This window comes from Streptomyces sp. NPDC048825 (assembly GCF_043198355.1).
Lineage (GTDB): Bacteria > Actinomycetota > Actinomycetes > Streptomycetales > Streptomycetaceae > Streptomyces > Streptomyces xiangluensis.
Map to the genome: position 1 here is coordinate 193498 of NZ_JBICUR010000004.1, position 26470 is coordinate 219967.

The 26470-nt window shown below is 69.4% G+C and carries 24 protein-coding genes; 17 read left to right on the forward strand and 7 right to left on the reverse strand.

The genetic code is table 11. The annotated features are described in order from the left end of the window. The first annotated feature begins 34 nt into the window (after positions 1-34). The 12 genes from ACGFNK_RS12275 to ACGFNK_RS12330 all read left to right on the forward strand — a co-directional run bounded on the left by ACGFNK_RS12275 (position 35) and on the right by ACGFNK_RS12330 (position 14560). The gene (locus tag ACGFNK_RS12275) at positions 35-676 is read left to right on the forward strand and encodes a TIGR02234 family membrane protein (protein ID WP_393414828.1); all 642 of its coding nucleotides are present in this window, start codon (positions 35-37) and stop codon (positions 674-676) included. Between the two features lie 238 nt (positions 677-914). After that, positions 915-1145: an HGxxPAAW family protein gene (locus tag ACGFNK_RS12280; protein WP_344392233.1), complete on the forward strand. Its 231-nt coding sequence runs from the start codon at positions 915-917 to the stop codon at positions 1143-1145. A gap of 110 nt (positions 1146-1255) precedes the next feature. Further along, on the forward strand, positions 1256-1690 hold the full coding sequence (locus ACGFNK_RS12285) for a DUF2752 domain-containing protein (protein WP_393414832.1): 435 nt from the start codon (positions 1256-1258) through the stop codon (positions 1688-1690). Between the two features lie 170 nt (positions 1691-1860). Further along, positions 1861-2670, forward strand: a complete 810-nt coding sequence (trpC, locus tag ACGFNK_RS12290; RefSeq protein WP_393414835.1) for an indole-3-glycerol phosphate synthase TrpC — start codon at positions 1861-1863, stop codon at positions 2668-2670. A 7-nt stretch (positions 2671-2677) separates the two neighbouring features. Continuing rightward, the gene (gene trpM, locus ACGFNK_RS12295) at positions 2678-2992 is read left to right on the forward strand and encodes a tryptophan biosynthesis modulator TrpM (protein WP_393414838.1); all 315 of its coding nucleotides are present in this window, start codon (positions 2678-2680) and stop codon (positions 2990-2992) included. Between the two features lie 48 nt (positions 2993-3040). Further along, entirely contained in the window at positions 3041-4333 is a 1293-nt protein-coding gene (gene trpB / locus ACGFNK_RS12300; RefSeq protein ID WP_386345844.1) for a tryptophan synthase subunit beta, read from the forward strand. Further along, positions 4330-5145 (forward strand): tryptophan synthase subunit alpha, encoded by an 816-nt coding sequence (gene trpA / locus ACGFNK_RS12305; RefSeq protein ID WP_393414841.1) that lies wholly within the window; start codon positions 4330-4332, stop codon positions 5143-5145. The genes trpB and trpA overlap by 4 nt, the downstream gene beginning before the upstream one ends. Positions 5146-5261: 116 nt before the next feature. Next, positions 5262-6035, forward strand: a complete 774-nt coding sequence (locus ACGFNK_RS12310; protein WP_393414844.1) for a DsbA family protein — start codon at positions 5262-5264, stop codon at positions 6033-6035. Positions 6036-6137: 102 nt separating this feature from the next. After that, positions 6138-7112 carry a prolipoprotein diacylglyceryl transferase gene (lgt, locus tag ACGFNK_RS12315; protein WP_393414847.1) on the forward strand — a complete coding sequence of 325 codons (975 nt, stop codon included), beginning with the start codon at positions 6138-6140 and terminating at the stop codon, positions 7110-7112. Positions 7113-7412: 300 nt separating this feature from the next. Next, positions 7413-8141, forward strand: coding sequence for a VIT1/CCC1 transporter family protein (locus tag ACGFNK_RS12320; RefSeq protein WP_393414850.1), 729 nt, complete (start codon positions 7413-7415; stop codon positions 8139-8141). Between the two features lie 370 nt (positions 8142-8511). After that, positions 8512-13107, forward strand: coding sequence for a glutamate synthase large subunit (gene gltB / locus ACGFNK_RS12325; RefSeq protein WP_393415552.1), 4596 nt, complete (start codon positions 8512-8514; stop codon positions 13105-13107). After that, positions 13100-14560 (forward strand): glutamate synthase subunit beta, encoded by a 1461-nt coding sequence (locus tag ACGFNK_RS12330; RefSeq protein WP_393414853.1) that lies wholly within the window; start codon positions 13100-13102, stop codon positions 14558-14560. Before gltB ends, ACGFNK_RS12330 begins: the two co-directional genes overlap by 8 nt. Positions 14561-14686: 126 nt before the next feature. On the opposite strand, the gene ACGFNK_RS12335 is transcribed toward ACGFNK_RS12330, so the two are convergent. Then, positions 14687-15571 carry a chitosanase gene (locus tag ACGFNK_RS12335; protein ID WP_393414855.1) on the reverse strand — a complete coding sequence of 295 codons (885 nt, stop codon included), beginning with the start codon at positions 15569-15571 and terminating at the stop codon, positions 14687-14689. 92 nt (positions 15572-15663) lie between these two features. Between ACGFNK_RS12335 and ACGFNK_RS12340 the strand changes: the two genes are divergently transcribed. Beyond that, a complete protein-coding gene (locus ACGFNK_RS12340; RefSeq protein ID WP_393414858.1) occupies positions 15664-16383 on the forward strand; it encodes a vWA domain-containing protein in 720 nt (239 codons plus the stop codon). A 75-nt stretch (positions 16384-16458) separates the two neighbouring features. Further along, positions 16459-18105, forward strand: a complete 1647-nt coding sequence (locus ACGFNK_RS12345; protein WP_393414861.1) for a cytochrome bc complex cytochrome b subunit — start codon at positions 16459-16461, stop codon at positions 18103-18105. Here the strand turns inward: ACGFNK_RS12345 and ACGFNK_RS12350 are convergent. Together ACGFNK_RS12350 and ACGFNK_RS12355 are read right to left on the reverse strand one after the other, a co-directional pair. Continuing rightward, positions 18080-19051: an acyl-CoA dehydrogenase family protein gene (locus ACGFNK_RS12350; RefSeq protein WP_393414864.1), complete on the reverse strand. Its 972-nt coding sequence runs from the start codon at positions 19049-19051 to the stop codon at positions 18080-18082. The two genes, ACGFNK_RS12345 and ACGFNK_RS12350, sit on opposite strands and share 26 nt — an antisense overlap. After that, complete coding sequence (locus tag ACGFNK_RS12355) at positions 19051-20196, reverse strand: acyl-CoA dehydrogenase family protein (RefSeq protein ID WP_393415554.1); 1146 nt, start codon at positions 20194-20196, stop codon at positions 19051-19053. The genes ACGFNK_RS12350 and ACGFNK_RS12355 overlap by 1 nt, the downstream gene beginning before the upstream one ends. Positions 20197-20290: 94 nt before the next feature. Between ACGFNK_RS12355 and ACGFNK_RS12360 the strand changes: the two genes are divergently transcribed. From ACGFNK_RS12360 to ACGFNK_RS12370, 3 genes are all read left to right on the forward strand, one after another. Beyond that, a complete protein-coding gene (locus tag ACGFNK_RS12360) occupies positions 20291-21076 on the forward strand; it encodes an SDR family oxidoreductase (protein WP_393414867.1) in 786 nt (261 codons plus the stop codon). A 15-nt stretch (positions 21077-21091) separates the two neighbouring features. Then, the gene (locus tag ACGFNK_RS12365) at positions 21092-21703 is read left to right on the forward strand and encodes a TetR/AcrR family transcriptional regulator (protein WP_393414870.1); all 612 of its coding nucleotides are present in this window, start codon (positions 21092-21094) and stop codon (positions 21701-21703) included. Positions 21704-21765: 62 nt separating this feature from the next. Then, positions 21766-22923, forward strand: a complete 1158-nt coding sequence (locus tag ACGFNK_RS12370; RefSeq protein ID WP_393414873.1) for an acetyl-CoA C-acetyltransferase — start codon at positions 21766-21768, stop codon at positions 22921-22923. A gap of 15 nt (positions 22924-22938) precedes the next feature. On the opposite strand, the gene ACGFNK_RS12375 is transcribed toward ACGFNK_RS12370, so the two are convergent. From ACGFNK_RS12375 to ACGFNK_RS12390, 4 genes are read right to left on the reverse strand one after another with little or no spacing between them, the layout of a single operon-like run. Further along, entirely contained in the window at positions 22939-23991 is a 1053-nt protein-coding gene (locus ACGFNK_RS12375; RefSeq protein WP_393414876.1) for an NAD(P)H-dependent flavin oxidoreductase, read from the reverse strand. After that, the gene (locus ACGFNK_RS12380; RefSeq protein ID WP_393414879.1) at positions 23991-24737 is read right to left on the reverse strand and encodes a CoA-transferase subunit beta; all 747 of its coding nucleotides are present in this window, start codon (positions 24735-24737) and stop codon (positions 23991-23993) included. Before ACGFNK_RS12380 ends, ACGFNK_RS12375 begins: the two co-directional genes overlap by 1 nt. Continuing rightward, positions 24734-25651, reverse strand: coding sequence for a CoA transferase subunit A (locus tag ACGFNK_RS12385; RefSeq protein WP_393414882.1), 918 nt, complete (start codon positions 25649-25651; stop codon positions 24734-24736). The genes ACGFNK_RS12380 and ACGFNK_RS12385 overlap by 4 nt, the downstream gene beginning before the upstream one ends. Continuing rightward, positions 25648-26457 carry an enoyl-CoA hydratase family protein gene (locus ACGFNK_RS12390; RefSeq protein WP_393414885.1) on the reverse strand — a complete coding sequence of 270 codons (810 nt, stop codon included), beginning with the start codon at positions 26455-26457 and terminating at the stop codon, positions 25648-25650. The genes ACGFNK_RS12385 and ACGFNK_RS12390 overlap by 4 nt, the downstream gene beginning before the upstream one ends. Positions 26458-26470: the final 13 nt, after the last annotated feature.

A 26470-nucleotide genomic window follows, 5' to 3' on the forward strand; every position in this document is an offset into this window, starting at 1 on the left:
CCCGGTTGACCCTTTGCCCGGGCTTCAAGCGATAGTGGGGTACGTGACTGCTGTACCTCAGCCCCGATACGAAGCGGCCGGACACGCCCGGTCCGGCCGCCGAAGCCTTGCCATCGCCCTGCTGTGCGGCGCGCTCGGCGCGGCCGTGGCGCTGCTCGCCTCGCGCCAGGGCTGGTCGGAGGGCACCGCGACGGTGGCCGGCGGCGACTTCCCGCTGAGCGCCACGGGCAGCGACGTCACGGGCGTGCCCGCGGCCCTCGCCATAGTGGGCCTGGCCGCCCTCGTCGCCGTCTTCGCCGTACGCCGCGCCGGGCGCTTCCTGGTCGCCGGGCTCCTCGCGCTCTCCGGCGCGGGCACCGTGGCCGCGGCCCTCCTCGGCGCCTCCGACAGCTCCGCACTCGACGACAAGGCCGCGCAGGCCTCCGGTGACACCGCCGCGACCGTCGACTCCATGAGCCATACCGCGTGGCCGTACGTGGCCGCCGCGGGCGGAGTGCTGCTCCTGCTCGCGGGACTGCTCGCGCTGCGCTACGGAAGGCTGTGGCCGGCCATGTCGGGCCGTTACGAACGGGACGGCACCCCCAGGCCCCGTAAGCCCAGGCCCGCCGCCGACCCGGACCGGCCCGAGGAGATGTGGAAGGCGCTGGACCGCGGCGAGGACCCGACCGGCGCGTAAGCGCTCCGCTGGGTCGCGCGGTTTCAAGCTGCGGTTCGTTGTGGCTTGTCGCGCCCGCGCGGCGGAGCCGCACATTGACCAGCCCCCTCCTGCTGAAGGGGCGCGGGGAGTGTGTCAGGCACCCCCCGATCAACGTGCACGCACGCGTGCGTGACAATGGCTTCGAGCGTCCGACTCACTCAGGCGACTCGCACAGGCACACACAGCCACACACGCAATCAGCAACGAGGAGCAAGTCATGGCGGGCAACCACCACGGTCACACCCCGGCCGCCTGGACCGGTGTCATCATCGCCTTCATCGGTTTCTGCGTCGCGGGTGCCTTCATGGTGCTGGCCAACCCGCTTGGCTTCTGGGCCGGCTTGGTGATCGTCGTCCTCGGCGGCGTGGTCGGTATGGCCATGAGCGCGGCGGGCCTCGGCCAGCCGAAGTCCACGCACCAGCCGCACAAGGTGGCCTCCGACAGCTGATCCTCGCCCATGGCATCGAGGAAGGCGGTCCCGGCTTCCCTCGCCGGGGCCGCCTTTTCCCGTGCTTTTTCCTGTGCGCGGTGTGCTGCTGTCGAGGCAGAATGCGTTGAGTGGACACCGAAAGCCAGAGGGTGACGTCCCCGCCCGGATCCGTGGTGCGGCGGCTGGCCGTGCCCGGCGGTGTACTCGCGGCCGTCGCCGGGGCCTTCGTGTACGTCGCCGCCGTGGATCCGAACGAACCAGGGCACTACCCAGCCTGTCCGCTGTTCCAGTACACGGGCGTGTACTGCCCCGGCTGCGGCGGACTGCGCAGCGCGTATGCCTTCGCGCACGGGGACCTCGCGGTGGCGTTTCAAGCAAACGCGGTCGCGGTCGTGGCGTACTTCGTGTTCGCGGTGCTGTGGACGCTCTGGGTGGTCCGCTCGGTCCGGGGCCGCCCGCTGCATGTCGACCTGCGGACCGTTCATCTGTGGGGGATAGGGGCGTTGCTGTTCGTCTTCACCGTTGTCCGGAACCTGCCGTTCGGTGGCTGGCTTCATCCTTGATCCACTGGCAAATGTCCAGGTAGTGGGACCGACGTCAACCGGATGCGAGGGCAACGCCCTCCTGCGGATACCATCGCAGTGACCATCGGTTTCGTCTGATGCGGGCGACGCTCGACTCAACCGCAGCTCGACAGCTTGAACCGTCCACCGTCAGGAAGGGGGCCGCTCGCGTGAGTGTGCTCGACGAGATCATCGACGGAGTCCGTGCCGACCTCGCGGAGCGGCAGGCACACGTCAGCCTCGACGAGCTCAAAGAGCGTGCGGCGAAGGCTCCTGCGGCCAAGGACGGCGTAGCCGCCCTGCGTGGTGAAGGCGTCAAGGTCATCTGCGAGGTGAAGCGTTCGAGCCCGTCCAAGGGCGCGCTCGCCGCGATCGCCGACCCGGCGGGGCTCGCGGCGGACTACGAGGCGGGCGGCGCGGCGGTGATCTCGGTACTGACCGAGCAGCGGCGCTTCGGAGGTTCGCTGGCGGACCTGGAGGCCGTACGCGCCCGGGTGGACATCCCGGTCCTGCGCAAGGACTTCATCGTCACGTCGTACCAGCTGTGGGAGGCGCGGGCGTACGGCGCGGATCTGGTCCTGCTGATCGTCGCGGCCCTCGACCAGGCCGCCCTGGAGTCCCTCATCGAGCGCGCCGAGTCCATCGGGCTCACCCCGCTCGTCGAGGTGCACGACGAGGACGAGGTCGAGCGGGCGGTGGCCGCCGGAGCGAAGGTCATCGGCGTGAACGCGCGCGACCTGAAGACCCTGAAGGTCGACCGCACGACCTTCGACCGCGTCGCCCCCGACGTCCCCGACACCATCATCAAGGTCGCCGAGTCCGGCGTCCGCGGCCCCCACGACCTCATCGCCTACGCCAACGCCGGCGCCGACGCGGTCCTGGTGGGCGAGTCCCTGGTCACCGGCCGCGACCCGAAGGCAGCGGTCTCCGACCTGGTGGCAGCGGGCGCCCACCCGGCCCTGCGCCACGGACGGGGCTGACCCACGGATGTACGCCGACCGCGCCCTCACCGCCACCCGTCCGGGCTCTCGCCCCGACGGCGGTCCGGCGTGCGCACGGTCGGCTGCCGCGGCCCCCTCGGCGCCGCGGGACCCCTACGCCCGCCTCGCCCGCGGCTGCCGTCCGCGAGGATGCCGGGCGCCCGCGCGCCGGGTGCACGGGCGCCGGGTGCGGTACGTGATCGGGGATGAGCCGGGGCAGGTCAACGGGATGCGATGGCGTCGGCGCCTCGCGCCTTCGCCGCCGGCAGGTGTCCGCATGACTCGATGGGCACTTCTGACGGCGCACGCGCGCACACCGTGACCGTCATCCGACCTGCAACCGGGGCCCACGCCCCTGTGAGGTAACCGCATGCCCAGCGAGTTCTTCATCCCTGACCCGGAGGGTCAGATTCCCAGCGCCGAAGGGTACTTCGGCGCGTTCGGCGGCAAGTTCATCCCGGAGGCGCTGGTCGCCGCCGTGGACGAGGTCGCCGTGGAGTACGACAAGGCGAAGGCCGATCCGGAGTTCGCACGCGAGCTGGACGATCTGCTCGTCAACTACACCGGACGTCCGAGCGCACTGACCGAGGTGCCCCGGTTCGCCGAACACGCCGGTGGCGCCCGGATCTTCCTCAAGCGGGAAGACCTGAACCACACCGGCTCGCACAAGATCAACAACGTGCTCGGCCAGGCCCTGCTCACCAAGCGCATGGGCAAGACCCGCGTCATCGCCGAGACCGGAGCCGGCCAGCACGGCGTCGCGACCGCCACCGCCTGCGCCCTCTTCGGCCTCGAGTGCACCATCTACATGGGCGAGATCGACACCCAGCGGCAGGCCCTCAACGTCGCCCGTATGCGCATGCTCGGCGCCGAGGTCATCGCCGTGAAGTCGGGCTCCCGGACCCTCAAGGACGCCATCAACGAGGCGTTCCGCGACTGGGTCGCCAACGTCGAGCACACCCACTACCTGTTCGGGACCGTGGCAGGTCCGCATCCCTTCCCCGCCATGGTGCGCGACTTCCACCGGGTGATCGGCGTCGAGGCCCGGCGCCAGCTCCTGGAGCGCGCCGGACGGCTCCCCGACGCCGCCATCGCCTGCGTCGGCGGCGGCTCCAACGCCATCGGCCTGTTCCACGCGTTCATCCCCGACACGGACGTACGCCTCATCGGCTGCGAACCGGCCGGCCACGGCATCGAGACAGGCGAGCACGCGGCCACCCTCACCGCCGGTGAGCCGGGCATCCTGCACGGTTCGAGGAGTTACGTACTGCAGGACGAGGAAGGCCAGATCACCGAGCCGTACTCGATCTCGGCCGGCCTCGACTACCCGGGCATCGGCCCCGAGCACTCGTACCTCAAGGACAGCGGCCGCGGCGAGTACCGGGCCGTCACCGACGACGCGGCGATGCAGGCCCTGCGCCTGCTGTCGCGCACGGAGGGCATCATCCCGGCCATCGAGAGCGCGCACGCGCTCGCCGGTGCACTGGAGGTGGGCCAGGAGCTGGGCAAGGACGGGCTGATCATCGTCAACCTGTCCGGGCGCGGCGACAAGGACATGGACACGGCGGCCCGTTACTTCGGCCTGTACGACAAGGGCGCCGACGCCGTCGTCGCCGCGGATGCCGACAGTGACACCGCCGAGATCGAGGGGGACGCCAAGTGAGCGGCAACATCCAGCTGTTGAGCGACACCCTCGCGGCAGCGAAGGCGGAGGGCAGGTCCGCCCTCATCGCGTACCTCCCGGCCGGCTTCCCGAGCGTCGACGGCGGGATCGCTGCCATCAAGGCCGTCTTCGAGGGCGGCGCCGATGTCGTCGAGGTGGGCCTGCCGCACAGTGACCCCGTCCTCGACGGCCCGGTCATCCAGACCGCCGACGACATCGCCCTGCGCGGCGGAGTCAGGATCGCGGACGTGATGCGCACGGTCCGCGAGGCGTACGAGGCGACCGGGAAGCCGGTGCTCGTGATGACGTACTGGAATCCGATCGACCGCTACGGCGTCGAGCGCTTCACCGCCGAGCTGGCGGCGGCCGGCGGCGCAGGCTGCATCCTGCCCGACCTTCCCGTGCAGGAGTCGGCCCTCTGGAGGGAGCACGCCGAGAAGCACGGCCTCGCGACCGTCTTCGTCGTCGCGCCCAGCAGCAAGGACGCCCGGCTCGCCGACATCACCGCGGCGGGCTCCGGATTCGTGTACGCGGCCTCCCTGATGGGCGTCACCGGCACCCGCGAGTCGGTGGGTACGCAGGCGCAGGACCTCGTACGACGCACCAAGGCCACCACCGAGCTGCCGGTCTGCGTCGGACTCGGTGTTTCCAACGCCGGACAGGCCGCCGAGGTCGCCGGCTTCGCCGACGGCGTCATCGTCGGCTCGGCCTTCGTCAAGCGCATGCTGGACGCGCCGGACGAGGCGGCGGGCCTGGAGGCCGTACGCACACTCGCCGCGGACCTCGCGAAGGGCGTCCGGGGGACGGTGTGACGGGCGGTCCGGCCGGCCGCCGAACTCCGCGTACGTAACGGATAATCCGCTCACTCGTACGGGTGGACCTGGGACCGGGGAGGCGCTCGTTGCCTCCCCGGTTCGTTCTGCCACATGTGAGCGAGAAGAACCGTGAAGGAAAGCGCACCGCCCGCGAGCGGCTGGCAGTCGAGCGAGAGAAGCAGAAGGCCGGGGAGAAGCGCCGCCGTGTGCTGATCGTGAGTTCCACCGTGGTCTGCGTACTGGCACTGGCGGGGGTGATCGGTGCCCTGGCCGCGAACGCGGGCAACGGCAAGGTGGATACGGCGGGGCCGGTCAGGGCACCCTCCGGGGCGAACGGCGACGAGAGTCCGGCCATCCCCGTCGGCAAGGAGAGCGCGAGATCAACGCTCACCGTGTGGGAGGACTTCCGCTGCCCGGCCTGCAAGAGCTTCGAGGACGCGTACCGCTCGACGATCCATGAGCTGACGGACTCCGGCCAGTTGAAGGTCGAGTACCACCTCGCCACGCTGATCGACGGGAACATGGGCGGCAGCGGCTCCCTGCGCGCCGCCAATGCCGCCGCATGCGCTCAGAACGCCGGGAAGTTCCCCGCGTACCACGACGTGCTGTTCCAGAACCAGCCTCCGGAGACGAGCGACGAGTTCGCCGACAACGGCAAGCTGATCGAGCTGGCGGGCAAGGTCGACGGACTCGACACCCCCACGTATCGGAAGTGCGTCGAGGACGGTACGCACAACAGCTGGATCGCCAAGTCCAACAAGGCCTTCCAGAGCGGCGGCTTTCAGGGCACCCCGACCGTGCTGCTGAACGGCGAGAACATTTACCAGGACCGGGCGATGACCCCCGCGAAGCTGAAGCGGATGGTCGAGGAATCGGACAAGTCGTAGCGTCGGTGAGGAATTTGGGGCCGAGGCCCGTGGCCCGTTATGGAGCCGTAGCCCGGGCGGGTTGCCGCACTTCCCGCCCGGCAGGGTAGCGTCGACCCTGCCATGGAACTTGCCTATATCCCCAGCCCGTCGCGCGGAGTGTACGAACTCGGCGGCGTCATTCCGCTGCGCGCCTATGCGTTCTGCATCATCATCGGCGTCTTTCTGGCCGTCTGGCTAGGAAACAAACGGTGGATCGCCCGCGGGGGCCGGTCCGGCACCGTGGCCGACATCGCCGTGTGGGCGGTGCCGTTCGGTCTCGTCGGCGGCCGGCTGTACCACGTCGTCACGGACTACCAGCTGTACTTCAGCGAGGGCGAGGACTGGGTCGACGCCTTCAAGATCTGGGAGGGCGGCCTCGGTATCTGGGGCGCCATCGCGATGGGCGGTCTGGGAGCTTGGATCGGCTGCCGTCGCCGCGGGATCCCGCTGCCCGCCTGGGCCGACGCCGTCGCCCCGGGCATCGCTCTCGCGCAGGCCGTCGGCCGCTGGGGCAACTGGTTCAACCAGGAACTGTACGGGCGGGCCACGGAGCTGCCCTGGGCGGTGAAGATCACGTCCTCGGACGACGGGCGCATTCCTGGCACGTACCACCCGACCTTCCTCTACGAGTCGCTGTGGTGCATCGGCGTCGCACTGCTCGTCATCTGGGCCGACCGGCGCTTCAAGCTCGGGCACGGCCGGGCGTTCGCCCTGTACGTCGCCGCGTACTGCGCGGGCCGGTTCTGGATCGAGTACATGCGCGTCGACGAGGCCCATGAATTCCTCGGCCTGCGTCTGAACAACTGGACCGCGATCGTGGTCTTCCTCCTCGCCGTCCTGTACATGGTGCTGTCGGCCAAGCGGCGCCCGGGACGGGAAGAGGTCGTGGAGCCGGCGGCTGTCGGCGACGGTCCGGCGGGCGAGGCCGAGGCCTCACGCGAGGAGTCTGAGAAGGACTCCAAGGAGTCCAAGACGGCCGACACCGCGGAATCCGGTGACTCCTCCGATGCGAAGTCCGATGTGAAGGACGAGGCCGAGTCGGCGAAGAAGACCTGACCTCGGCTTGTACGTCGAAGGGGGCGCCCCAGTGCTTGGGGCGCCCCCTTCGTCATGAGGTATGCCCCCCTCGGGGCGTACCGATCTCGGCGCTGTACGGCATCGACCCAGCCGCGCAGGACGCGGCGACCGTGCCGAGTACGGCGATATGCGTCATGAGCAGAGCCTCACGCAGCCTGGATGCGCGCAAAGGCGCAGGTAAGTACGGCCTTCCTTGCTGGCGGAGCGGAAATTTCCGGCGTATTTTCGATGCTGTCAAGAAATGGAATGAGTCCAATAAAGCTTCTTGGGGGACCTGACGTGGCGATCATCGAGACCGAAGCGAGCCTGCACGAAGCGCACCGCGACAACCACACCCACCGGGATGTCAACGGTGGCTGGCTGCGTCCCGCGGTCTTCGGCGCGATGGACGGTCTCGTCTCCAACCTGGCGCTGATGACGGGTGTGGCGGGCGGGGCCGTCTCCCACCAGACGGTCGTTCTCACCGGCCTCGCGGGACTCGCCGCCGGCGCTTTCTCCATGGCGGCCGGCGAGTACACCTCCGTCGCCTCGCAGCGCGAGCTCGTGGAGGCCGAACTCGAAGTGGAGCGCCGGGAGTTGCGCAAGCACCCCAAGGATGAGGAGCGAGAGCTCGCCCAGCTGTACGAAGGCCGGGGCGTCACCCCCGCACTCGCCCGCGAGGTGGCCCGGCAGCTGTCGAAGGACCCCGAGCAGGCCCTGGAGATCCATGCACGCGAGGAGCTGGGAATCGACCCCGGTGACCTTCCCTCGCCGACCGTGGCCGCCGCCTCCTCCTTCGCCTCGTTCGCGCTGGGCGCCCTGCTGCCGGTAATCCCGTATCTGCTGGGCGCGACCGCGCTGTGGCCGGCCGTGCTGCTGGCGCTGCTCGGGCTCTTCGCGTGCGGGGCTGTCGTGGCCAGGGTGACCGCTCGGTCCTGGTGGTACAGCGGGCTGCGGCAGCTCGCCCTGGGCGGTGCCGCGGCGGGTGTGACGTACGCCCTGGGCAGTCTGTTCGGTGCGGCCGTATGATGGATCGGCTGAGGGTTCTATGCATGGGACTGCATAAGTAGCTGTTACTCAGCGGTTTCGATTCCTTAACCACTGGGCATGAGCCGTAAGCGCTGCGGGCAATGAGGCCTGCTGTGCACCAGCGCGGTGGGCGACGTTGCCCGCCGCGTGCCCGGACCGACGGGCATGGATCTGTCCCCGTTGGTCCCCTTATTCCACCGCCACGAGCGGTACCCCCACCGCGACCTGCGGTGTCCGCATGTTGGAACGCGGTATCCGGTTCCCGAGAACCGCTCCATCATGTAACCTGCACGAAATTTTGATCTCAGCAGAGGGCCAACGTCGTCCCTCGGCAATCTGCATATGCCACATGACGACGACGGGAGAGCCGATGCGTACGCCGCGCCAGCCGTCCCAGCATTCCGAGAACGGCCAGAACTGGTCGTTCATGGATGCTCGCCCTGCTGCGCAGGGTATGTACGACCCCCGCAACGAGCACGACGCCTGTGGCGTCGGCTTTGTGGCGACCCTCACCGGCGAGGCGAGCCATGCGCTGGTCGAGCAGGCGCTGACCGTCCTGCGCAACCTGGAACACCGCGGTGCCACCGGTTCCGAGCCCGACTCGGGTGACGGGGCGGGCATCCTGTCCCAGGTGCCCGACGGCTTCTTCCGTGAGGTGGCCGGATTCGAGCTGCCCGAGGCCGGTGCATACGCGGTCGGTATCGCTTTCCTGCCCGAGCAGGACGCGGCCGACGCCGTGGCGCGGATCGACGCGATCGCCGCCGACGAGGGCCTGACCGTCCTCGGCTGGCGCGAGGTCCCGGTCGCCCCCGAACTGCTGGGCGCCACCGCCCGCTCCACGATGCCCGCCTTCCGGCAGATCTTCGTGAGCGACGGCGTCAGCAAGGGCATCGACCTCGACCGCAAGGCCTTTGTGCTGCGCAAGCGCGCCGAGCGTGAGGCCGACGTGTACTTCCCGTCGCTCTCCGCGCGCACCATCGTCTACAAGGGCATGCTCACCACCGGTCAGCTGGAGCCCTTCTTCCCGGACCTGTCCGACCGCCGCTTCGCCTCCGCGATCGCGCTCGTGCACTCCCGGTTCTCCACCAACACCTTCCCGAGCTGGCCGCTCGCGCACCCGTACCGCTTCGTCGCGCACAACGGCGAGATCAACACGGTCATGGGCAACCGCAACTGGATGCGCGCCCGCGAGTCCCAGCTGGTCTCCGACCTGTTCGGCCCGCAGGAGAACCTGGACCGGGTCTTCCCGATCTGTACGCCGGAGGCCTCCGACTCGGCGTCCTTCGACGAGGTCCTGGAGCTGCTCCACCTCGGCGGCCGTTCGCTGCCGCACTCCGTGCTGATGATGATCCCGGAGGCGTGGGAGAACCACGACTCCATGGACCCGGCCCGGCGTGCCTTCTACCAGTTCCACTCCACGATGATGGAGCCCTGGGACGGCCCGGCCTGTGTCACGTTCACCGACGGCATCCAGGTCGGCGCGGTCCTCGACCGCAACGGGCTGCGCCCCGGCCGCTACTGGGTCACCGACGACGGCCTCGTCGTCCTCGGCTCCGAGGTCGGCGTCCTCGACATCGAGCCGGCCAAGGTCGTCCGCAAGGGCCGGCTGCAGCCCGGCCGGATGTTCCTCGTGGACACCGCCGAGCACCGCATCATCGAGGACGACGAGATCAAGGCCGAGCTCGCCGCCGAGAACCCGTACGCGGAGTGGCTGGAAGCCGGCGAGATCGAGCTCTCCGACCTGCCCGAGCGCGAGCACATCGTGCACACCCACGCCTCGGTCACCCGCCGCCAGCAGACCTTCGGCTACACCGAGGAGGAGCTGCGCGTCCTCCTCGCGCCGATGGCCAAGGCCGGTGCGGAGCCGATCGGTTCGATGGGTACGGACTCGCCGATCGCGGCCCTGTCCGACCGCCCCCGTCTCCTCTTCGACTACTTCACCCAGCTGTTCGCGCAGGTCACCAACCCGCCGCTGGACGCCATCCGCGAGGAGCTCGTCACCTCGCTGCGTTCGTCCCTCGGGCCCGCGGGCAACCTCCTGGAGCCGACCGCCGCGTCGTGCCGCAGTGTCACGCTGCCCTTCCCGGTGATCGACAACGACGAGCTGGCCAAGCTCATCCACATCAACGCCGACGGCGACATGCCGGGCATGAAGGCCGCGACGCTGTCGGGTCTCTACCGGGTCGGCGGTGGCGGCGACGCCCTCGCGGCCCGTATCGAGGAGATCTGCACCGAGGCCGACGCCGCCATAGAGAACGGCGCCCGCCTGATCGTCCTCTCGGACCGCCACTCCGACGCCGAGCACGCGCCGATCCCGTCGCTGCTGCTCACCGCGGCCGTCCACCACCACCTGATCCGTACGAAGCAGCGCACCCAGGTGGGCCTGCTCGTCGAGGCCGGTGACGTCCGCGAGGTCCACCACGTGGCCCTGCTCATCGGCTACGGCGCCGCGGCCGTGAACCCGTACCTGGCGATGGAGTCCGTCGAGGACCTCGTCCGCGCAGGGACGTTCCTGCCCGGTATCGAGCCCGAGAAGGCCATCCGCAACCTGATATACGCCCTGGGCAAGGGCGTTCTGAAGGTCATGTCCAAGATGGGCATCTCGACCGTCGCCTCCTACCGCGGCGCCCAGGTCTTCGAGGCCGTCGGCCTCGACCAGGCCTTCGTCGAGAAGTACTTCAACGGCACCGCCACCAAGATCGGCGGCGTCGGCATCGACGTCATCGCCAAGGAGGTCGCCGCCCGCCACGCCAAGGCGTACCCGGCGAGCGGCATCGCGCCCGCGCACCGCGCCCTCGACATAGGCGGCGAGTACCAGTGGCGCCGCGAGGGCGAGCCGCACCTGTTCGACCCGGAGACGGTCTTCCGCCTCCAGCACTCCACGCGCAGCGGCAGCTACGACATCTTCAAGAAGTACACGGACCGCGTGAACGAGCAGTCCGAGCGGCTGATGACGCTGCGCGGCATGTTCGGCTTCAAGTCGGACCGCCAGCCGATCTCCATCGACGAGGTCGAGCCGGTCAGCGAGATCGTCAGGCGCTTCTCCACCGGCGCCATGTCGTACGGCTCCATCTCGAAGGAAGCGCACGAGACGCTCGCCATCGCGATGAACCAGCTGGGCGGCAAGTCCAACACCGGTGAGGGCGGCGAGGACGCGGACCGGCTGTACGACCCGGCGCGCCGTTCGTCGATCAAGCAGGTCGCCTCCGGCCGCTTCGGTGTGACGTCGGAGTACCTGGTCAACGCGGACGACATCCAGATCAAGATGGCCCAGGGCGCCAAGCCCGGCGAGGGCGGCCAACTGCCCGGCCACAAGGTCTACCCGTGGGTGGCCAAGACCCGGCACAGCACCCCCGGTGTCGGCCTCATCTCCCCGCCGCCGCACCACGACATCTACTCCATCGAGGACCTGGCCCAGCTGATCCACGACCTGAAGAACGCGAACCCGCAGGCGCGGATTCACGTGAAGCTGGTGTCGGAGGTCGGTGTCGGCACGGTCGCGGCCGGTGTGTCGAAGGCGCACGCGGACGTCGTCCTCATCTCCGGCCACGACGGTGGTACGGGCGCCTCGCCGCTGACGTCGCTCAAGCACGCCGGTGGACCCTGGGAACTGGGCCTCGCCGAGACCCAGCAGACGCTGCTGCTGAACGGCCTGCGCGACCGCATCGTCGTGCAGACCGACGGTCAGCTCAAGACCGGCCGTGACGTCGTCATCGCCGCGCTGCTCGGCGCCGAGGAGTTCGGTTTCGCGACCGCGCCGCTCGTCGTGTCCGGCTGCGTGATGATGCGTGTCTGCCACCTGGACACATGCCCGGTCGGTATCGCCACGCAGAACCCGACGCTGCGGGACCGGTTCACGGGCAAGGCCGAGTACGTCGTGAACTTCTTCCAGTTCATCGCCGAGGAGGTCCGTGAGCTCCTCGCCGAGCTGGGCTTCCGCTCCATCGAGGAGGCCGTCGGCCACGCCGAGGCGCTCGACGTCACGCGTGCCATCGACCACTGGAAGGCGCAGGGCCTGGACCTGGAGCCGCTGTTCCACGTGCCCGAGCTGCCCGAGGGCGCGGTGCGCCACCAGGTCATCGCGCAGGACCACGGCCTGGAGAAGGCGCTCGACAACGAGCTGATCAAGCTCTCCGCCGACGCCCTGGCCGCGGCCGGTGCGACCGACGCCCAGCCGGTCCGCGCCCAGGTCGCGATCCGCAACATCAACCGCACGGTCGGCACCATGCTCGGCCACGAGGTGACGAAGAAGTTCGGTGGCGCGGGCCTGCCCGACGACACCATCGACATCACCTTCACGGGTTCGGCGGGCCAGTCCTTCGGCGCCTTCCTGCCGCGCGGTGTCACGCTGCGCCTGGAGGGCGACGCCAACGACTACGTCGGCAAGGGTCTGTCCGGCGGCCGGGTGATCGTGCGTCCCGACCGGGGTGCCGACCACCTCGCCGAGTTCTCCACGATCGCGGGCAACACGATCGCGTACGGTGCGACCGGCGGCGAGCTGTTCCTCCGCGGCCGTAGCGGCGAGCGGTTCTGCGTGCGCAACTCCGGCGCGACGGTCGTGTCCGAGGGTGTGGGCGACCACGGTTGCGAGTACATGACCGGAGGTCACGCGGTGGTCCTCGGCGAGACGGGCCGCAACTTCGCGGCCGGTATGTCGGGCGGCATCGCCTACGTCATCGACCTGAACCGCGACAACGTGAACGTCGGCAACGTCGGCGCCATCGAGAAGCTGGACGACACCGACAAGCAGTGGCTGCACGACGTGGTGCGCCGGCACGCGGAGGAGACCGGCTCCACGGTCGCCGGGAAGCTCCTCGCCGAGTGGTCCGAGTCGGTGGACCGCTTCAGCAAGATCATCCCCAGTACGTACAAGGCAGTGCTCGCCGCCAAGGACGCCGCCGAGCGAGCCGGGCTCTCCGAGTCCGAGATCACCGAGAAGATGATGGAGGCGGCGACCAATGGCTGATCCGAAGGGCTTTCTGAACCACGGCCGCGAGGTCGCCAGGACCCGTCCTGTCGAGGAGCGCGTCAGGGACTGGAACGAGGTCTACGTCCCCGGCTCGCTGCTGCCGATCATCTCCAAGCAGGCCTCGCGCTGCATGGACTGCGGTATCCCGTTCTGCCACAACGGCTGTCCGCTGGGGAACCTGATCCCCGAGTGGAACGACTACGCGTACCGCGAGGACTGGTCGGCGGCGTCGGAGCGGCTGCACGCCACGAACAACTTCCCGGAGTTCACCGGGCGGCTGTGCCCGGCCCCGTGCGAGTCGGCCTGCGTCCTCGGCATCAACCAGCCCGCCGTGACCATCAAGAACGTCGAAGTCTCGATCATCGACAAGGCATGGGACAGCGGCGATGTCGCCCCGCAGGCGCCGGAGCGGCTGTCCGGCAAGACGGTCGCGGTCGTCGGCTCGGGCCCGGCGGGCCTGGCGGCGGCTCAGCAGCTGACGCGGGCCGGCCACACGGTGGCGGTGTACGAGCGAGCGGACCGCATCGGCGGCCTCCTGCGCTACGGCATCCCCGAGTTCAAGATGGAGAAGCGGCACATCAACCGCCGTATCGAGCAGATGCGCGCGGAGGGCACCCGCTTCCGTACGGGCATCGAGATCGGGCGCGACATGAAGGCGACGGATCTGCGCAAGCGGTACGACGCCGTGGTCATCGCGGCCGGATCGACCGTCTCGCGTGACCTCCCTGTCCCCGGGCGTGAGCTGAACGGCATCCACTTCGCGATGGAGTACCTGCCGCTGGCCAACAAGGTGCAGGAGGGTGACTACGTGTCGCCTCCGATCACCGCCGAGGGCAAGCACGTCGTGGTCATCGGTGGCGGTGACACCGGTGCCGACTGTGTGGGCACGGCCCACCGCCAGGGCGCGGCCTCCGTCACGCAGCTGGAGATCATGCCGCGGCCGGGCGACGAGCGGAACGCCGGGCAGCCCTGGCCGACGTTCCCCATGCTCTACAAGGTCACCTCCGCGCACGAGGAGGGCGGCGAGCGTGTCTACTCCGTCTCGACGACCCACTTCGAGGGTGACGAGGACGGCAACGTGCAGTGGCTGCACCTTGTCGAGGTCGAGTTCGTGGACGGCAAGCTGAACCAGAAGCCGGGTACGGAGCGGAAGATTCCGGCTCAGCTGGTCACGCTTGCGATGGGCTTCACCGGGATCGACCAGGAGAACGGGATGGTCTCGCAGTTCGGCCTGGACCTCGACGAGCGGGGCAATGTCGCCCGTGACCGTGACTTCCAGACGAGCGTTCCGGGTGTGTTCGTGGCCGGTGACGCCGGGCGCGGCCAGTCGCTGATCGTCTGGGCCATCGCGGAGGGCCGCTCGGCCGCCCGCGGGGTCGACCGCTTCCTCACGGGCGCGAGCGACCTCCCGGCCCCCATCCGCCCGACGGACCGCGCACTCGCGGTCTGACACCCCCCGAAACGTCCCGTACAAAGGCGTACGGAACACACAACGCCCGCCCCTTGTCCCCGACCGGACGCTGGGCGGGCGTTGTGGTGTTCCGCCCCCGCGAAAACCCCGCAGTCGCCCGACCGGCTACTTGGACACCCGGAACGTTTCTCCATACATCGCCCACTCCAGCGGAGTCTCGAGGGCAAGATTCCCGTCGTACAGGAAACGCCGCTGTGCCGTATCGATACGGCTCGTGTCGCGATGGGACTTCCGGGACTTCATCGCCGCGCGGCGGATGTCCAGGAAGATGTCGAGGTACGCCTTCTCCTTGCCGCCCTCCGCAGGCGTGTTCGCCTCGGAAACGGCGCGCTCACGCAGACCGTAGAAACCCTTCGGACCAATGCCGGGACCGTGCATGACCATGGCGTCGTAGTAGATGAACTGACCGAGCGTACCGAGACCGTCGAGCTTGGCGAGCCGCACCGCGGGCTCGAAGTAGATACGGTCACGCACCTCGTTCTGGGCCTCGCGGAACGCCGCCACTTCCGCCTCCTTCTTCCAGGCAGCCGTGAAGCCGGGATCCAGGCCCTCATGGGAGTCCGTTCCGTCCACCTTGCGCAGAGCGGGCAGATAGCGCGCGAGCCCGTTGTCCGGGTGCTCCTTCGTGTAGCGCTCGACGAGGACGAGGAGATCGTGCGTGCCGGTGCAGAAGCCGACAATGCCCGCGGTGTAGCCCTGACCGTCGCCGATGTCCTCGATATAGCCGTACTGGTCGCGCCAGTTCAGCGTGGAGTTCTCCGCACTCGCCACGAGCTTGTTGGCGAGTTCCTTCTTCTGAGGTGCCGCAAGCCCGGGCGGCAGATCCGCGATCAGCGCATCCTCGGCCGCCCGCCCGGTCGGCTGCGAAGCTGACGGCTTTGCCCCGGAGCCGGAGCCGTCCGACTCCGTCTCCCCGGGCGTGAAGAAGTAGACCGTGGCCGTGACAAAGACGGGCAACGCAGCGAATAGCAGGCAACCAGCACGCTTCATGGCGCTCAGAGTACGTTCTGCCGCAAGTGGACTTGGCGAGTGGTTCCCCGAGCTACGCTCAGCTGGTCAGAGCATGACCGGAAGGAGCCGTTTTGGCCGGGATCAGCCTCAGAAAGGTGGAGGAGACGGCGCCCGCGCTGGTCTCCCTCTACAAGAGCGCGGGGGCGAGCCTCGCCGAGCACGGGCTGAGCGGACAGCGGGCCGCCGTCTATCTCGTCGTCGACTACTCGGGTTCGATGAAGCCGTACTACAAGGACGGCAGCGTACAGGCGCTCGCCGACCGCGTGCTGGGCCTCTCGGCGCACTTCGACGACGACGGGACCGTACCCGTGGTGTTCTTCTCCACGGACATCGACGCGGTGACGGACATCGCGCTCGATGACCACCAGGGCCGTATCGAACGGATCGTCGCGGGCCTCGGCCACATGGGCAAGACCAGCTACCACCTGGCCATGGACGCGGTCATCGACCACTACCTGGACAGCGGTTCCAAGGACCCGGCCCTGGTCGTCTTCCAGACCGACGGCGGCCCGATCAACAAGCTCGCCGCCGAGCGGTACCTGTGCAAGGCCGCGAAACTCCCCCTCTTCTGGCAGTTCATCGGCTTCGGCGACCCGACGAGCAAGCAGTTCGACTTCCTCCGCAAGCTCGACGAGCTGGCGGTGCCGGGTAAGCGGATCGTCGACAACGCCGGCTTCTTCCACGCAGGTTCGGATCCGCGACGGGTCTCCGACCGTGAGTTGTACGACCGTCTGGTGGCCGAGTTCCCGCAGTGGCTGTCGGCGGCCCGGGCCCGGGGGATCGTTCACTGACAGACCGCTCGCGACCCCGTTGGATTTGTGTGATCGTCGTGTCACTCTGGGAGGATCTGCGGCGAGAGGCGGCATATGGGCGCGCGATCGGCGGACCGGCACGGTACGGGCGGGAGGCCGGTGCAGACGGGCAAGGGCGAGCGGCTGGCGGACTGGGCCGACGGGCGGCTCGGGGTCTACGGGCTTGCCAAGGCCCAGATGCGCAAGGTGTTCCCGGACCACCCGTCCTTCATGCTGGGTGAGATCTGCCTCTACACCTTCCTCATCCTGATCATCACGGGCGTCTACCTCACGCTGTTCTTCGAACCGAGCAGCGCGGAGACCGTCTACCACGGCTCGTACGAGCCCCTGAACGGCATCATCATGACCAGGGCGTACGAGTCCACACTCGACATCAGCTTCGACGTACGCGGCGGACTCCTCATCCGCCAGATCCACCACTGGGCGGCGGTCGTGTTCGTCGCCGGGATGCTGATCCACATGATGCGGGTGTTCTTCACCGGCGCGTTCCGCAAGCCGCGCGAGCTGAACTGGCTGTTCGGCTGGACGCTGCTGTTCCTCGGCATCATCACCGGGCTGACCGGCTACTCGCTCCCCGACGACCTGCTCTCCGGCACCGGCCTGCGCTTCGCCCAGGGCGCGATCCTGTCGGTACCGGTCGTGGGGACGTATCTCTCCTTCTTCCTCTTCGGCGGAGAGTTCCCGGGGGACGACATCATCTCCCGGCTGTACCCGATCCACATCCTGCTGCTGCCCGGGATCATGCTCGGCCTCGTGGTCGCCCATCTGATCCTGGTCTTCTACCACAAGCACACGCAGTTCCCCGGGCCCGGACGCGACCAGAAGTCCGTGGTCGGAATGCCCTTCCTGCCGGTCTACATGGCCAAGGCGGGCGGCTTCTTCTTCCTGGTCTTCGGTGCGCTTTCGGTGATGGGCGCGGTCGCGACCATCAATCCCGTGTGGGCCTTCGGTCCCTACCGGGCCGACCTGGTCACCACCGGCGCCCAGCCCGACTGGTACCTCGGCTTTTCCGAGGGACTGATCCGGGTGATGCCGGGATGGGAGATCAACGCCTTCGGCCACACCCTGGCGCTCGGCGTCTTCATCCCCTTCTCCCTCTTCCCGCTGATCATGCTGGCGATCGGCGTGTACCCGTTCATCGAGGCCTGGATCACCGGCGACAAACGCGAGCACCACGTCCTGGACCGCCCGCGCAACCAGCCCACGCGCACCGGCCTCGGCGTGGCCTGGCTGAGTCTGTACGGGGTGCTGCTGATCGGCGGAGGCAACGACATCGTGGCCACGCGCTTCCATCTGTCGATCAACGTGATCACGTGGGCCGTACGGATCGGCTTCTTCGTGGTGCCCGTCCTCGCCTTCATCATCACCAGACGGATCTGCATGGGGCTGCAACGCCGCGACCGGGACAAGGTGCTGCACGGCAGGGAGTCCGGCACCATCAAGCGGCTGCCGAACGGCGAGTTCATCGAGGTGCACGAGCCGATCTCGCAGGCCCAGCGGTTCACCCTCACTCAGCACGAGCAGGCCCCGCCGTACGAGGTGGGTCCGACTGTCGACGCGAACGGCGTCGTCCGGAAGGTCAGACCCACGGAGCGGCTGCGCGCCCGGCTCGCCCGCGTCATGTACGGGCCGGGCACGCACATCCCCAAACCGACCCCCGAGGAGTACCGGGAACTCACGAGCGGCGACCACCACCACTGAGCCCGCTGCCGAGCACCACGGCCCGGCACTCGCCCGGGCTGCCCCAGGCGGTTCGCAGGGCGCGTGCCTTGGTCAGCCACAGGGACAGGTCGTACTCCGCGGTGTAGCCGATCGCGCCATGCAGTTGCAGTGCCGTGCGCGCCGTGGCGTACGCCGCCTCGCACGCCGTGACCTTGGCCGCGGCGACATCGGCCGGGTCCATCGACAGGGCGGCGCCGAAGACGAGCGGGCGCGCGAACTCCAACGCGAGCTTCGCGTCGGCCAGTTGATGCTTGACCGCCTGGAACGAGCCTATGGGCACGCCGAACTGGGTGCGCTGCTTGACGTACGCGACCGTTCTGTCGAGGAGGGTGAGACCCACCCCCAGGGCTTGGGCGGCGGTGGCGAGCCGGGCCCAGGTGCGGGCGCGGGGAAGGGGCGGGTTCCTGGCGAGGAGTTCACCGCCGGAGCCGAGGCGGGTGAGGCGGCGGGCCGGGTCCAGGGACGTACGCACCGGGCCGTGCCCGGGGGCCAGTCGCAGTTCCTCGCCGTCGACCGCGAGGAGGACCGTGGCCACGTCACCGTCCAGGGCGTACGAGCCCTCCGGCGCCAACGTCGCGATCACCTCGCCGGACGCCAGCGCGGGGAGCAGCCGCTTGGCCGCCTCCGGCTCGGTGAGCAGCACGGCCGCCGCCACCGTCTCCACCAGCGGCCCCGGCACCGCGTGCCGCCCCAGCTCCACGAAGGCCACGGCCAGTTCGACGGGCAGCGGCCCGACTCCCTCGTACGCCTCGGGAACCGCGAGCGCGAAGACTCCAGCCTCGGCGATACGGGTCCACAGCGCGCGCCCGGCCGTGGGGTCCCCGGCGCTCCAGGACCGAATGGCCGACGGGGTGTCCGCGGCCGTCAGCAGCGCGTCCAGCGAGCGGGCGAAGGCCTGCTGCTCGTCGTCGAGGAGGAAGCGCATCAGCGGCGTCCCTTCGGCAGGCCGAGGAGGCGCTCGGCGATGATGTCGCGCTGGATCTCGTTGGTGCCGGCGTAGACGGGACCGGCGAGCGAGAAGACGTAGCCCTCGCACCAGTCGGTGTCCGCCGGCTCCCCCTCCGCGCCCAGCAGATCGAGCGCCGTCTCGTGCAGGGCGATGTCGTACTCGGACCAGAAGACCTTGTTCAGGCTGGACTCGGGGCCGAGGGGCTCGCCCTGGAGGAAGCGGGAGGCGTGGGCGTATGTGAAGAGCTGATACGCGCGGGCGCCGATCACTGCGTCGGCCACGCGGTCGCGCAGGGCCGTGTCGGCAGGGTCGCCGTGCGCCCGCCACAGGTCGACGAGCCGGTCGGCAGCGGCGAGGAAACGGCCGGGGGAGCGGAGGGTCAGCCCGCGTTCGTTGCCCGCTGTCGACATGGCGACCCGCCAGCCCTGGCCGGGCTCGCCGATCACGTCCTCGTCCGGCACGAAGACCTCGTCCAGGAAGACTTCCGCGAAGGCCGGCTTTCCGTCGAGGCGGCCTATGGGGCGGACGGTGACGCCTGGCGCGCGCAGGTCGAACATCACGTACGTGAGCCCCTGGTGGGGTTTCGGGGTGTCGGGCTCACTGCGGAACAGGCCGAACGCGCGGTCGGCGAACGCGGCTCGCGACGACCACGTCTTCTGCCCGCTCAAGCACCAGCCCCCGTCTGTGCGCACCGCCCTGGACCTGAGCGAGGCCAGGTCCGAACCGGCCTCGGGCTCGGACCACGCCTGCGCCCAGATCACCTCGCCGGATGCCATGGGCGGCAGGATCCGGGCGCGCTGCTCCTCGGTGCCGTGGTCGAAGAGGGTGGGGGCGAGGAGGCTGATGCCGTTCTGGCTGACGCGGCCGGGGGCGCCCGCCGCGTAGTACTCCTCCTCGAAGATCAGCCACTTGAGGATGTCGACGCCCCGGCCGCCGTACGCGACCGGCCAGGACACCACCGACCAGCGGTCCGCGGCCAGGTCGGCCTCCCACGCGCGGTGCGCTGCGAAGCCCTCCTCGGTCTCCAGGGAGGGGAGGGGTGCGGGCGGTACGTGCGCGGCGAGCCAGGCGCGGGCTTCGGCGCGCAACGCCTCGTCGGCGGGGGAGTGGTTCAGGTCCACGGTCACCTTCCTCGGAGTTCCTCGGAGTCCATCGAGGCTCCTCGAAGCGAAAACGGGCTTCCCTAACAAGTGTTTGGTAGGTTAGCGTGGCTTCATGACAGACGTCGAGGGTCCGGCGTACGTGCCCGGGCACGGGCTGCTGAAGGGGCGTACGGCCGTCATCACGGCTGCCGCGGGCGCGGGGATAGGCGGGGCCACGGCACGCCGGTTTCTGGAGGAAGGTGCGCGCGTACTGATCAGCGACGCGCACGCGCGGCGGCTGAAGGAGTACGAGGGGGAGCTGGCAGCCGAGTTCGAGGGGGTTGCGGCGCTCGCCTGTGATGTCACCGACGAGGCTCAGGTGCAGGCGCTGTTCGACGCCGCCCAGCGGCTGCACGGGCGGCTCGACATCGTGGTCAACAACGCGGGTCTCGGCGGGACCTCGGACCTCGTCGACATGACGGACGAGCAGTGGTCGAGGGTGCTCGACGTGACGCTGAACGGGACCTTCCGGTGCATACGCGCCGCCTTGAGGGCCTTCCGCGAGGGTGGGCACGGCGGCGTGATCGTGAACAACGCGTCCGTCGTCGGCTGGCGTGCCCAGGCCGGCCAGGCGCACTACGCCGCCGCGAAGGCGGGCGTGATGGCGCTGACCCGGTGCGCTGCCATGGAGGCGGCCGAGTACGGAGTGCGGGTGAACGCGGTGTCGCCCAGCCTCGCCATGCACCCGCACCTCGTGAAGGTCACCAGCCCCGAACTGCTGGAGGAGCTCACCGAACGCGAGGCCTTCGGGCGGTACGCCGAGCCCTGGGAGGTGGCCAACGTGATCGTGTTCCTCGCGTCCGGCTACTCCTCGTACATGACCGGCGAGGTCGTCTCCGTCAGCAGCCAGCACGCCTAGGACGACAATGGAACCGTGCCTACGAAGAAGAAGCCCCAGGTGACCGCCTCGCCCGCCAGACGCAGTGAACTTCTCGGCACCGCCGCAGAGGTCTTCGCCGAGCAGGGCTACAACGCCACCACCGTCCGCAAGATCGCCGACCACGCGGGCATGCTCGCGGGCAGTCTCTACTACCACTTCGACTCCAAGGAGTCGATGCTGGAGGAGATCCTGCGGACGTTCCTGGACGAGCTGTGGGACGGGTACGACACCGTCCTGGATGCCGAGCTGGGGCCCCGGGAGACGCTTGAGGCCCTGGTCGTCGAGTCCTTCCGGGAGATCGACCGGCATCGCGCTGCCGTCGCCATCTACCAGAAGGAGTCCAAGCACCTGGCAACACAGGAGCGCTTCACGTTCCTCGCCGACTCGCAGCGCAAGTTCGAGAAGGCATGGCTGAGCACGCTGGAGCGGGGGGTGGCCGCCGAGGTCTTCCGGGAGGACCTCGACATACGGCTCACCTACCGGTTCGTGCGCGACACGGTGTGGGTCGCCGCGTCCTGGTACCGGCCCGGCGGACAGCATGGCCCCGAGGAGATCGCCCGGCAATACCTGTCGATGGTGCTGGACGGGATCGCAGTACGTACGTAACCGAACTGGATCGACATCGCACTGGATCACCTGGATCGACTTGATTTGACTGGGGAGTTGTCATGGCCGAGGCCTACATCGTCGAAGCGGTCCGTACGCCCGTCGGGCGGCGCAAAGGGGGCCTGAGCGGGGTGCATCCCGCCGACCTGGGCGCGCATGTGCTGAAGGCTCTGGTCGCGCGCTGCGGAGTCGACCCGGCCGCCGTCGAGGACGTCGTCTTCGGCTGCCTGGACACCGTGGGGCCGCAGGCCGGTGACATCGCGCGGACGTGCTGGCTGGCGGCGGGGCTGCCCGAGGAGGTGCCGGGGGTGACGGTCGACCGGCAGTGCGGTTCGTCGCAGCAGGCCGTGCACTTCGCCGCGCAGGGTGTGCTGTCAGGCACGCAGGACTTGGTCGTGGCCGGCGGGGTCCAGAACATGACGCAGGTCCCCATCGGCTTCGCCTCCGGGCGGGCCACCGAGCCGCTGGGGCTCACGGAAGGGCCGTTCGCGGGGAGCGAGGGGTGGCGAGCGCGGTACGGGGACCAGCCGGTGAACCAGTTCGTCGGCGCCGAGATGATCGCCGCCAAGTGGGGGATCAGCCGCCTCGACCAGGAGGAGTTCGCGCTGCGGTCCCATCAGCGGGCGATCGGGGCGATCGACGAGGGCCGCTTCGAGCGCGAGACCGTGGCCTACGGCGACGTCACGGTCGACGAGGGGCCGCGCCGGGACACCTCACTGGAGAAGATGGCGGGCCTGAAGCCGGTCATCGACGGCGGCACCATCACCGCCGCCTGCTCCTCCCAGGTCTCCGACGGCGCCGCCGCGATGCTGCTGGCCTCCGAGCGGGCGGTACGCGAACACGGCCTGACGCCCCGGGCGCGCGTGCACCACCTCTCCGTACGCGGCGAGGACCCGATCCGCATGCTCACGGCTCCGATCCCGGCCACGGCACACGCCCTGAAGAAGACCGGCCTGACCATCGACGACATCGACCTCGTGGAGATCAACGAGGCTTTCGCTCCGGTCGTCCTGGCCTGGCTGAAGGAGACGGGCGCGGATCCGGCGAAGGTGAACGTCAACGGGGGCGCGATCGCCCTCGGGCACCCCCTGGGTGCCACAGGCGTCAAGCTGATGACGACACTGCTGCATGAACTGGAGCGCACGGGAGGCCGGTTCGGCCTGCAGACGATGTGCGAGGGGGGCGGTCAGGCGAACGTGACGATCATCGAGCGGCTCTGACGTCCGCCGGGCACCTCAGCCGTTGGCGGCAGCCAGTTCCTGGAGCACGCGCTCGGCATCGGCCATCGCGCGTTCCACCAGTTCCGCGCACGACGGCAGGTCGTCGATCACTCCCGCCACCTGGCCGGAGGCCATCACCCCCAGGTCCGTGCGTCCCTCGACCATCGACGCGCGCAGCAGCATCGGTGTGTTCGCGGCGAGCAGGACCTGGCTCCAGGACAGGTTCTTGCCGTGCTTCATGGCGAGACCGTCGCGGATCATTGCGGGCCAGGTGAGGCCGGAGAGCTTGCGGAAGCCGGCGGCTCGGCGCAGTGCCTGGGTGAAGGATCTCGTGCGGCTCGCTCCCTCGAGGGAGCTGACCAAGTCCGTGCGGAGCATGCGGTGGGGCAGACCGTCCACTGCCCTCGTCACCGTTACGTCCTTGACCGTCGCCGCCAGGTACCTGGCCTTCACCGCGTCCGGGACCGTGGAGTCCGAGGTGAGCAGGAAGCGGGTGCCCATCGCGATGCCCGCCGCGCCGTATGCGAGCGCCGCGACCAGGCCCCGGCCGTCGAAGAAGCCGCCCGCCGCCACGACGGGTATCTCCACCGCGTCCACGACCTGTGGCAACAGCACCGTCGTCGCCACCTCGCCCGTGTGCCCGCCGCCCTCGCCGCCCTGCACGATCACCGCGTCCGCGCCCCACGCCGCGACCTTCTCGGCATGGCGTCGGGCCCCGACGGACGGGATGACGACAACACCCGCGTCCTTGAGTTCGGCGATCAGCTCGCGGGAGGGCGCGAGCGCGAAGGAGGCCACCTTCACGCCCTCGTCGATGATGATCCGCACCCGTTCACGGGCATCGCCCGCGTCCGCCCGCAGGTTCACGCCGAACGGCGCGTCCGTACGGGACTTCACCTCCCGGACGGCCCCCCGCAGCTCTTCCACGGTCATCGTCGCGGAGGCCAGGATCCCCAGAGCGCCCGCGTTCGCGGAGGCGGAGACCAGTCGGGGGCCCGCGACCCAGCCCATACCGGTCTGCACGATCGGATGGCGTACCCCGACGAGTTTCGTCAGCGCGGTCTCCATCAGGTCCTGACCTCACGGTTGCGCAGCCCCTGCGGGTCGAGCACCTCGCGTATCAATTCCAGCTCCTCCGTGGCCGGTTCGCGTGTGTACGGCACATCCTCGGGAACCGTCAGCCCGAAGCCCGTCGCCTCCCTGACCTCCTCGACCGTCACCCCCGGATGGAGCGAGGCGAGCCGCATCGAGCGGTCCGGGGTCGCGAAGTCGAACACCCCGAGGTTGGAGACGACCCGGGGGATGCGGTGGTAACGGCTCGCCGTGGGACCGGCCGCCGCGGCGCTGTCGTAACCCACCCCGCAGACCATGTCGACCTTCTCGACGAAGACCCGGGTGGAGTGCCGGGGGACCCAGTAACTGACCGGATTGTTCAGGGTGTTGACCGGCGCGCCCCGCACCCCGAGAAGCTGCCGTGCGGGCCGTTTCCAGTCGCCTATGCAGGAGATGTTCTGGTTGCCGAACCGGTCGATCTGGCTCGCGCCCATCATCACGTGGCGTCGGCCGCCGGTGACCATCGTGAGGTGCTGCCGGTACGGCAGCCAGCCCTCCACAGTGCCGTCCGGGCCGACCAGCATCGCCTCGCCGTCGGTGAGGAGCAGGTCGGGGGCGAAGGTCAGCCTGGCGAGCCGGGCGCCGACGGACGGGACGGCGCCCATGGGGCTGGCCAGCACCTCGCCGTTGTCCCGCCACGCCTCGGCACAGGCGATCACGCAGTACTCGGCTCGCGTCACGTCGCTCAGTACCTCGCTCATCGCCGCTCCTTGTCCGAGGTGGCCGAGGCGTCAGAGGCGTCAGAGGCGTGCGGCTCGTTCCCGGTGTGCCAGGCCTGTACGGCGGACTGGTAGTCCTTCTCGCCTCCGTGCAGGAACCGCTCGGTGAACTCCGGCCAGGGCGTGGTCGCGTACAGCCGCTGGAAGCCCTCGTCCCGGTCGTAGTCGGGCGCGCAGGACGTGAAGTGCGCCCCGCTCGGCGCCTCCACCACGCCGGTCACGCTGTGCCGCTTGATCAGCAGGGTCTGAGGGGCGGCCTCCTTCGTCAGCTCGGCCGTGTCGACGATGCGCTCGCAGGAGACATACGCGGTGTCGGCCGCCTCGCAGAACAGGTCGTCGAAGTACGGATCCGGGCCCAGATACTGCCCGTTGCCGAAGCGGTCCGCGCGGTTCACATGGACCAGCGCGGCGTCCATGCGCAGGGCGGGCATGGCGACGAAGGTCTCCTGGAGTCCCGTAGCCGCGTCCTCGTACGGTGAAGTGACCGTCCGCAGCCCGGGGTTGGCCCTTATCACGTCCGAGCCGAGGCCGGCCCGTACCGGTATGAAGGGCAGCCGGTTCGCGGCGGCATGCAGGCCCCACATGAACATCGCCTCGTCGATCTCCATCAGTTCGAGAGCACCGCTCTCGCGCGCTGAGCGATAGTGCGGCTCGAGCGGGATCGAGTCGAGGGTCGCGAAGGCGGCGACCAGTTTCCGTATCCGCCCGGCGGCCGCGAGCATGCCTACGTCCGGGCCGCCGTACGAGACGACGGTGAGATCGGTGACCCCGGAACCGAGCAGTGCTCTCACCAGGGCCATCGGCTTGCGGCGTGACCCCCAGCCTCCGATGCCGATCGTCATCCCGCTCTCCAGACGGCCGACGACCTCATCCGCCGACATGGTCTTGTCACTCACCGGTCCTCCTCTCCAGATGCGTCATGGCCGAATGTGCTCCGGACCCGGTCCGCCACCCCGCTGAGGCCCGCCTCGAAGGTGAAGCCCTGCTCGAAGCGGTAGCTCCGGCGCACGTCGACGGGGTCGATGCCGTTGATGGCGGCCTTGGCGAGCCGGATCAGCTGCCCGTCCTTGGCCGCGATCTCCCGCGCCAACTCCAAGGCGGCGTCCAGGACTTCGGCACGCGGCACGACCCGCCACACCGAACCGTGCGCGTGCAGCTCGGCCGCCGTGGCCGTACGCGAGGTGTAGTACAGCGCGCGCATCAGGTGCTGCGGCACGAGGCGGGCAAGATGCGTGGCCGCCCCCAGCGCGCCCCGGTCCAGCTCGGGCAGCCCGAACGTGGCGTCGTCGCTCGCCACGATCGCGTCCGCGTTCCCCACAAGCCCGATGCCGCCGCCCAGGCAGAAGCCCCGCACGGCCGCCACGACGGGCACCTCGCATTCGTACACCGCAGCGAACGCCTCCGCGCAGCCGCGGTTGGCGCCTATCAGCGCACCATGGCCCGTCGCGCCACGCCCACCGTCCTGCTGCCGCGCATACTCCCGCCGGTCCTGCTCCCGCTGTATCTCCTTGATGTCGACGCCCGCGTTGAACCCCCGCCCCTCGGCGGTCAGCACGACACAGCGGATCTCGGGGTCGCGGCCCGCCGTGCGCACGGCGTCGGCCAGGTCGAACCAGCCTTGCACCGGAAGCGCGTTCACGGGCGGGAAGTCGACCGTGACTACGGAAATCCCCTTTTCCGGGGACGAGGTGGAGACACCCATGGACGCATCAGCT

Coding starts and splice junctions, on each gene's coding strand:
- ACGFNK_RS12280 (WP_344392233.1), top strand. CDS start 915: ATGGCGGGCAACCACCACGGTCACACCCCGGCCGCCTGGACCGGTGTC.
- trpM (WP_393414838.1), top strand. CDS start 2,678: ATGTACGCCGACCGCGCCCTCACCGCCACCCGTCCGGGCTCTCGCCCC.
- trpB (WP_386345844.1), top strand. CDS start 3,041: ATGCCCAGCGAGTTCTTCATCCCTGACCCGGAGGGTCAGATTCCCAGC.
- lgt (WP_393414847.1), top strand. CDS start 6,138: ATGGAACTTGCCTATATCCCCAGCCCGTCGCGCGGAGTGTACGAACTC.
- gltB (WP_393415552.1), top strand. CDS start 8,512: ATGCGTACGCCGCGCCAGCCGTCCCAGCATTCCGAGAACGGCCAGAAC.
- ACGFNK_RS12330 (WP_393414853.1), top strand. CDS start 13,100: ATGGCTGATCCGAAGGGCTTTCTGAACCACGGCCGCGAGGTCGCCAGG.
- ACGFNK_RS12335 (WP_393414855.1), bottom strand. CDS start 15,571: ATGAAGCGTGCTGGTTGCCTGCTATTCGCTGCGTTGCCCGTCTTTGTC.
- ACGFNK_RS12345 (WP_393414861.1), top strand. CDS start 16,459: ATGGGCGCGCGATCGGCGGACCGGCACGGTACGGGCGGGAGGCCGGTG.
- ACGFNK_RS12350 (WP_393414864.1), bottom strand. CDS start 19,051: ATGCGCTTCCTCCTCGACGACGAGCAGCAGGCCTTCGCCCGCTCGCTG.
- ACGFNK_RS12360 (WP_393414867.1), top strand. CDS start 20,291: ATGACAGACGTCGAGGGTCCGGCGTACGTGCCCGGGCACGGGCTGCTG.
- ACGFNK_RS12370 (WP_393414873.1), top strand. CDS start 21,766: ATGGCCGAGGCCTACATCGTCGAAGCGGTCCGTACGCCCGTCGGGCGG.
- ACGFNK_RS12375 (WP_393414876.1), bottom strand. CDS start 23,991: ATGGAGACCGCGCTGACGAAACTCGTCGGGGTACGCCATCCGATCGTG.
- ACGFNK_RS12380 (WP_393414879.1), bottom strand. CDS start 24,737: ATGAGCGAGGTACTGAGCGACGTGACGCGAGCCGAGTACTGCGTGATC.
- ACGFNK_RS12390 (WP_393414885.1), bottom strand. CDS start 26,457: ATGGGTGTCTCCACCTCGTCCCCGGAAAAGGGGATTTCCGTAGTCACG.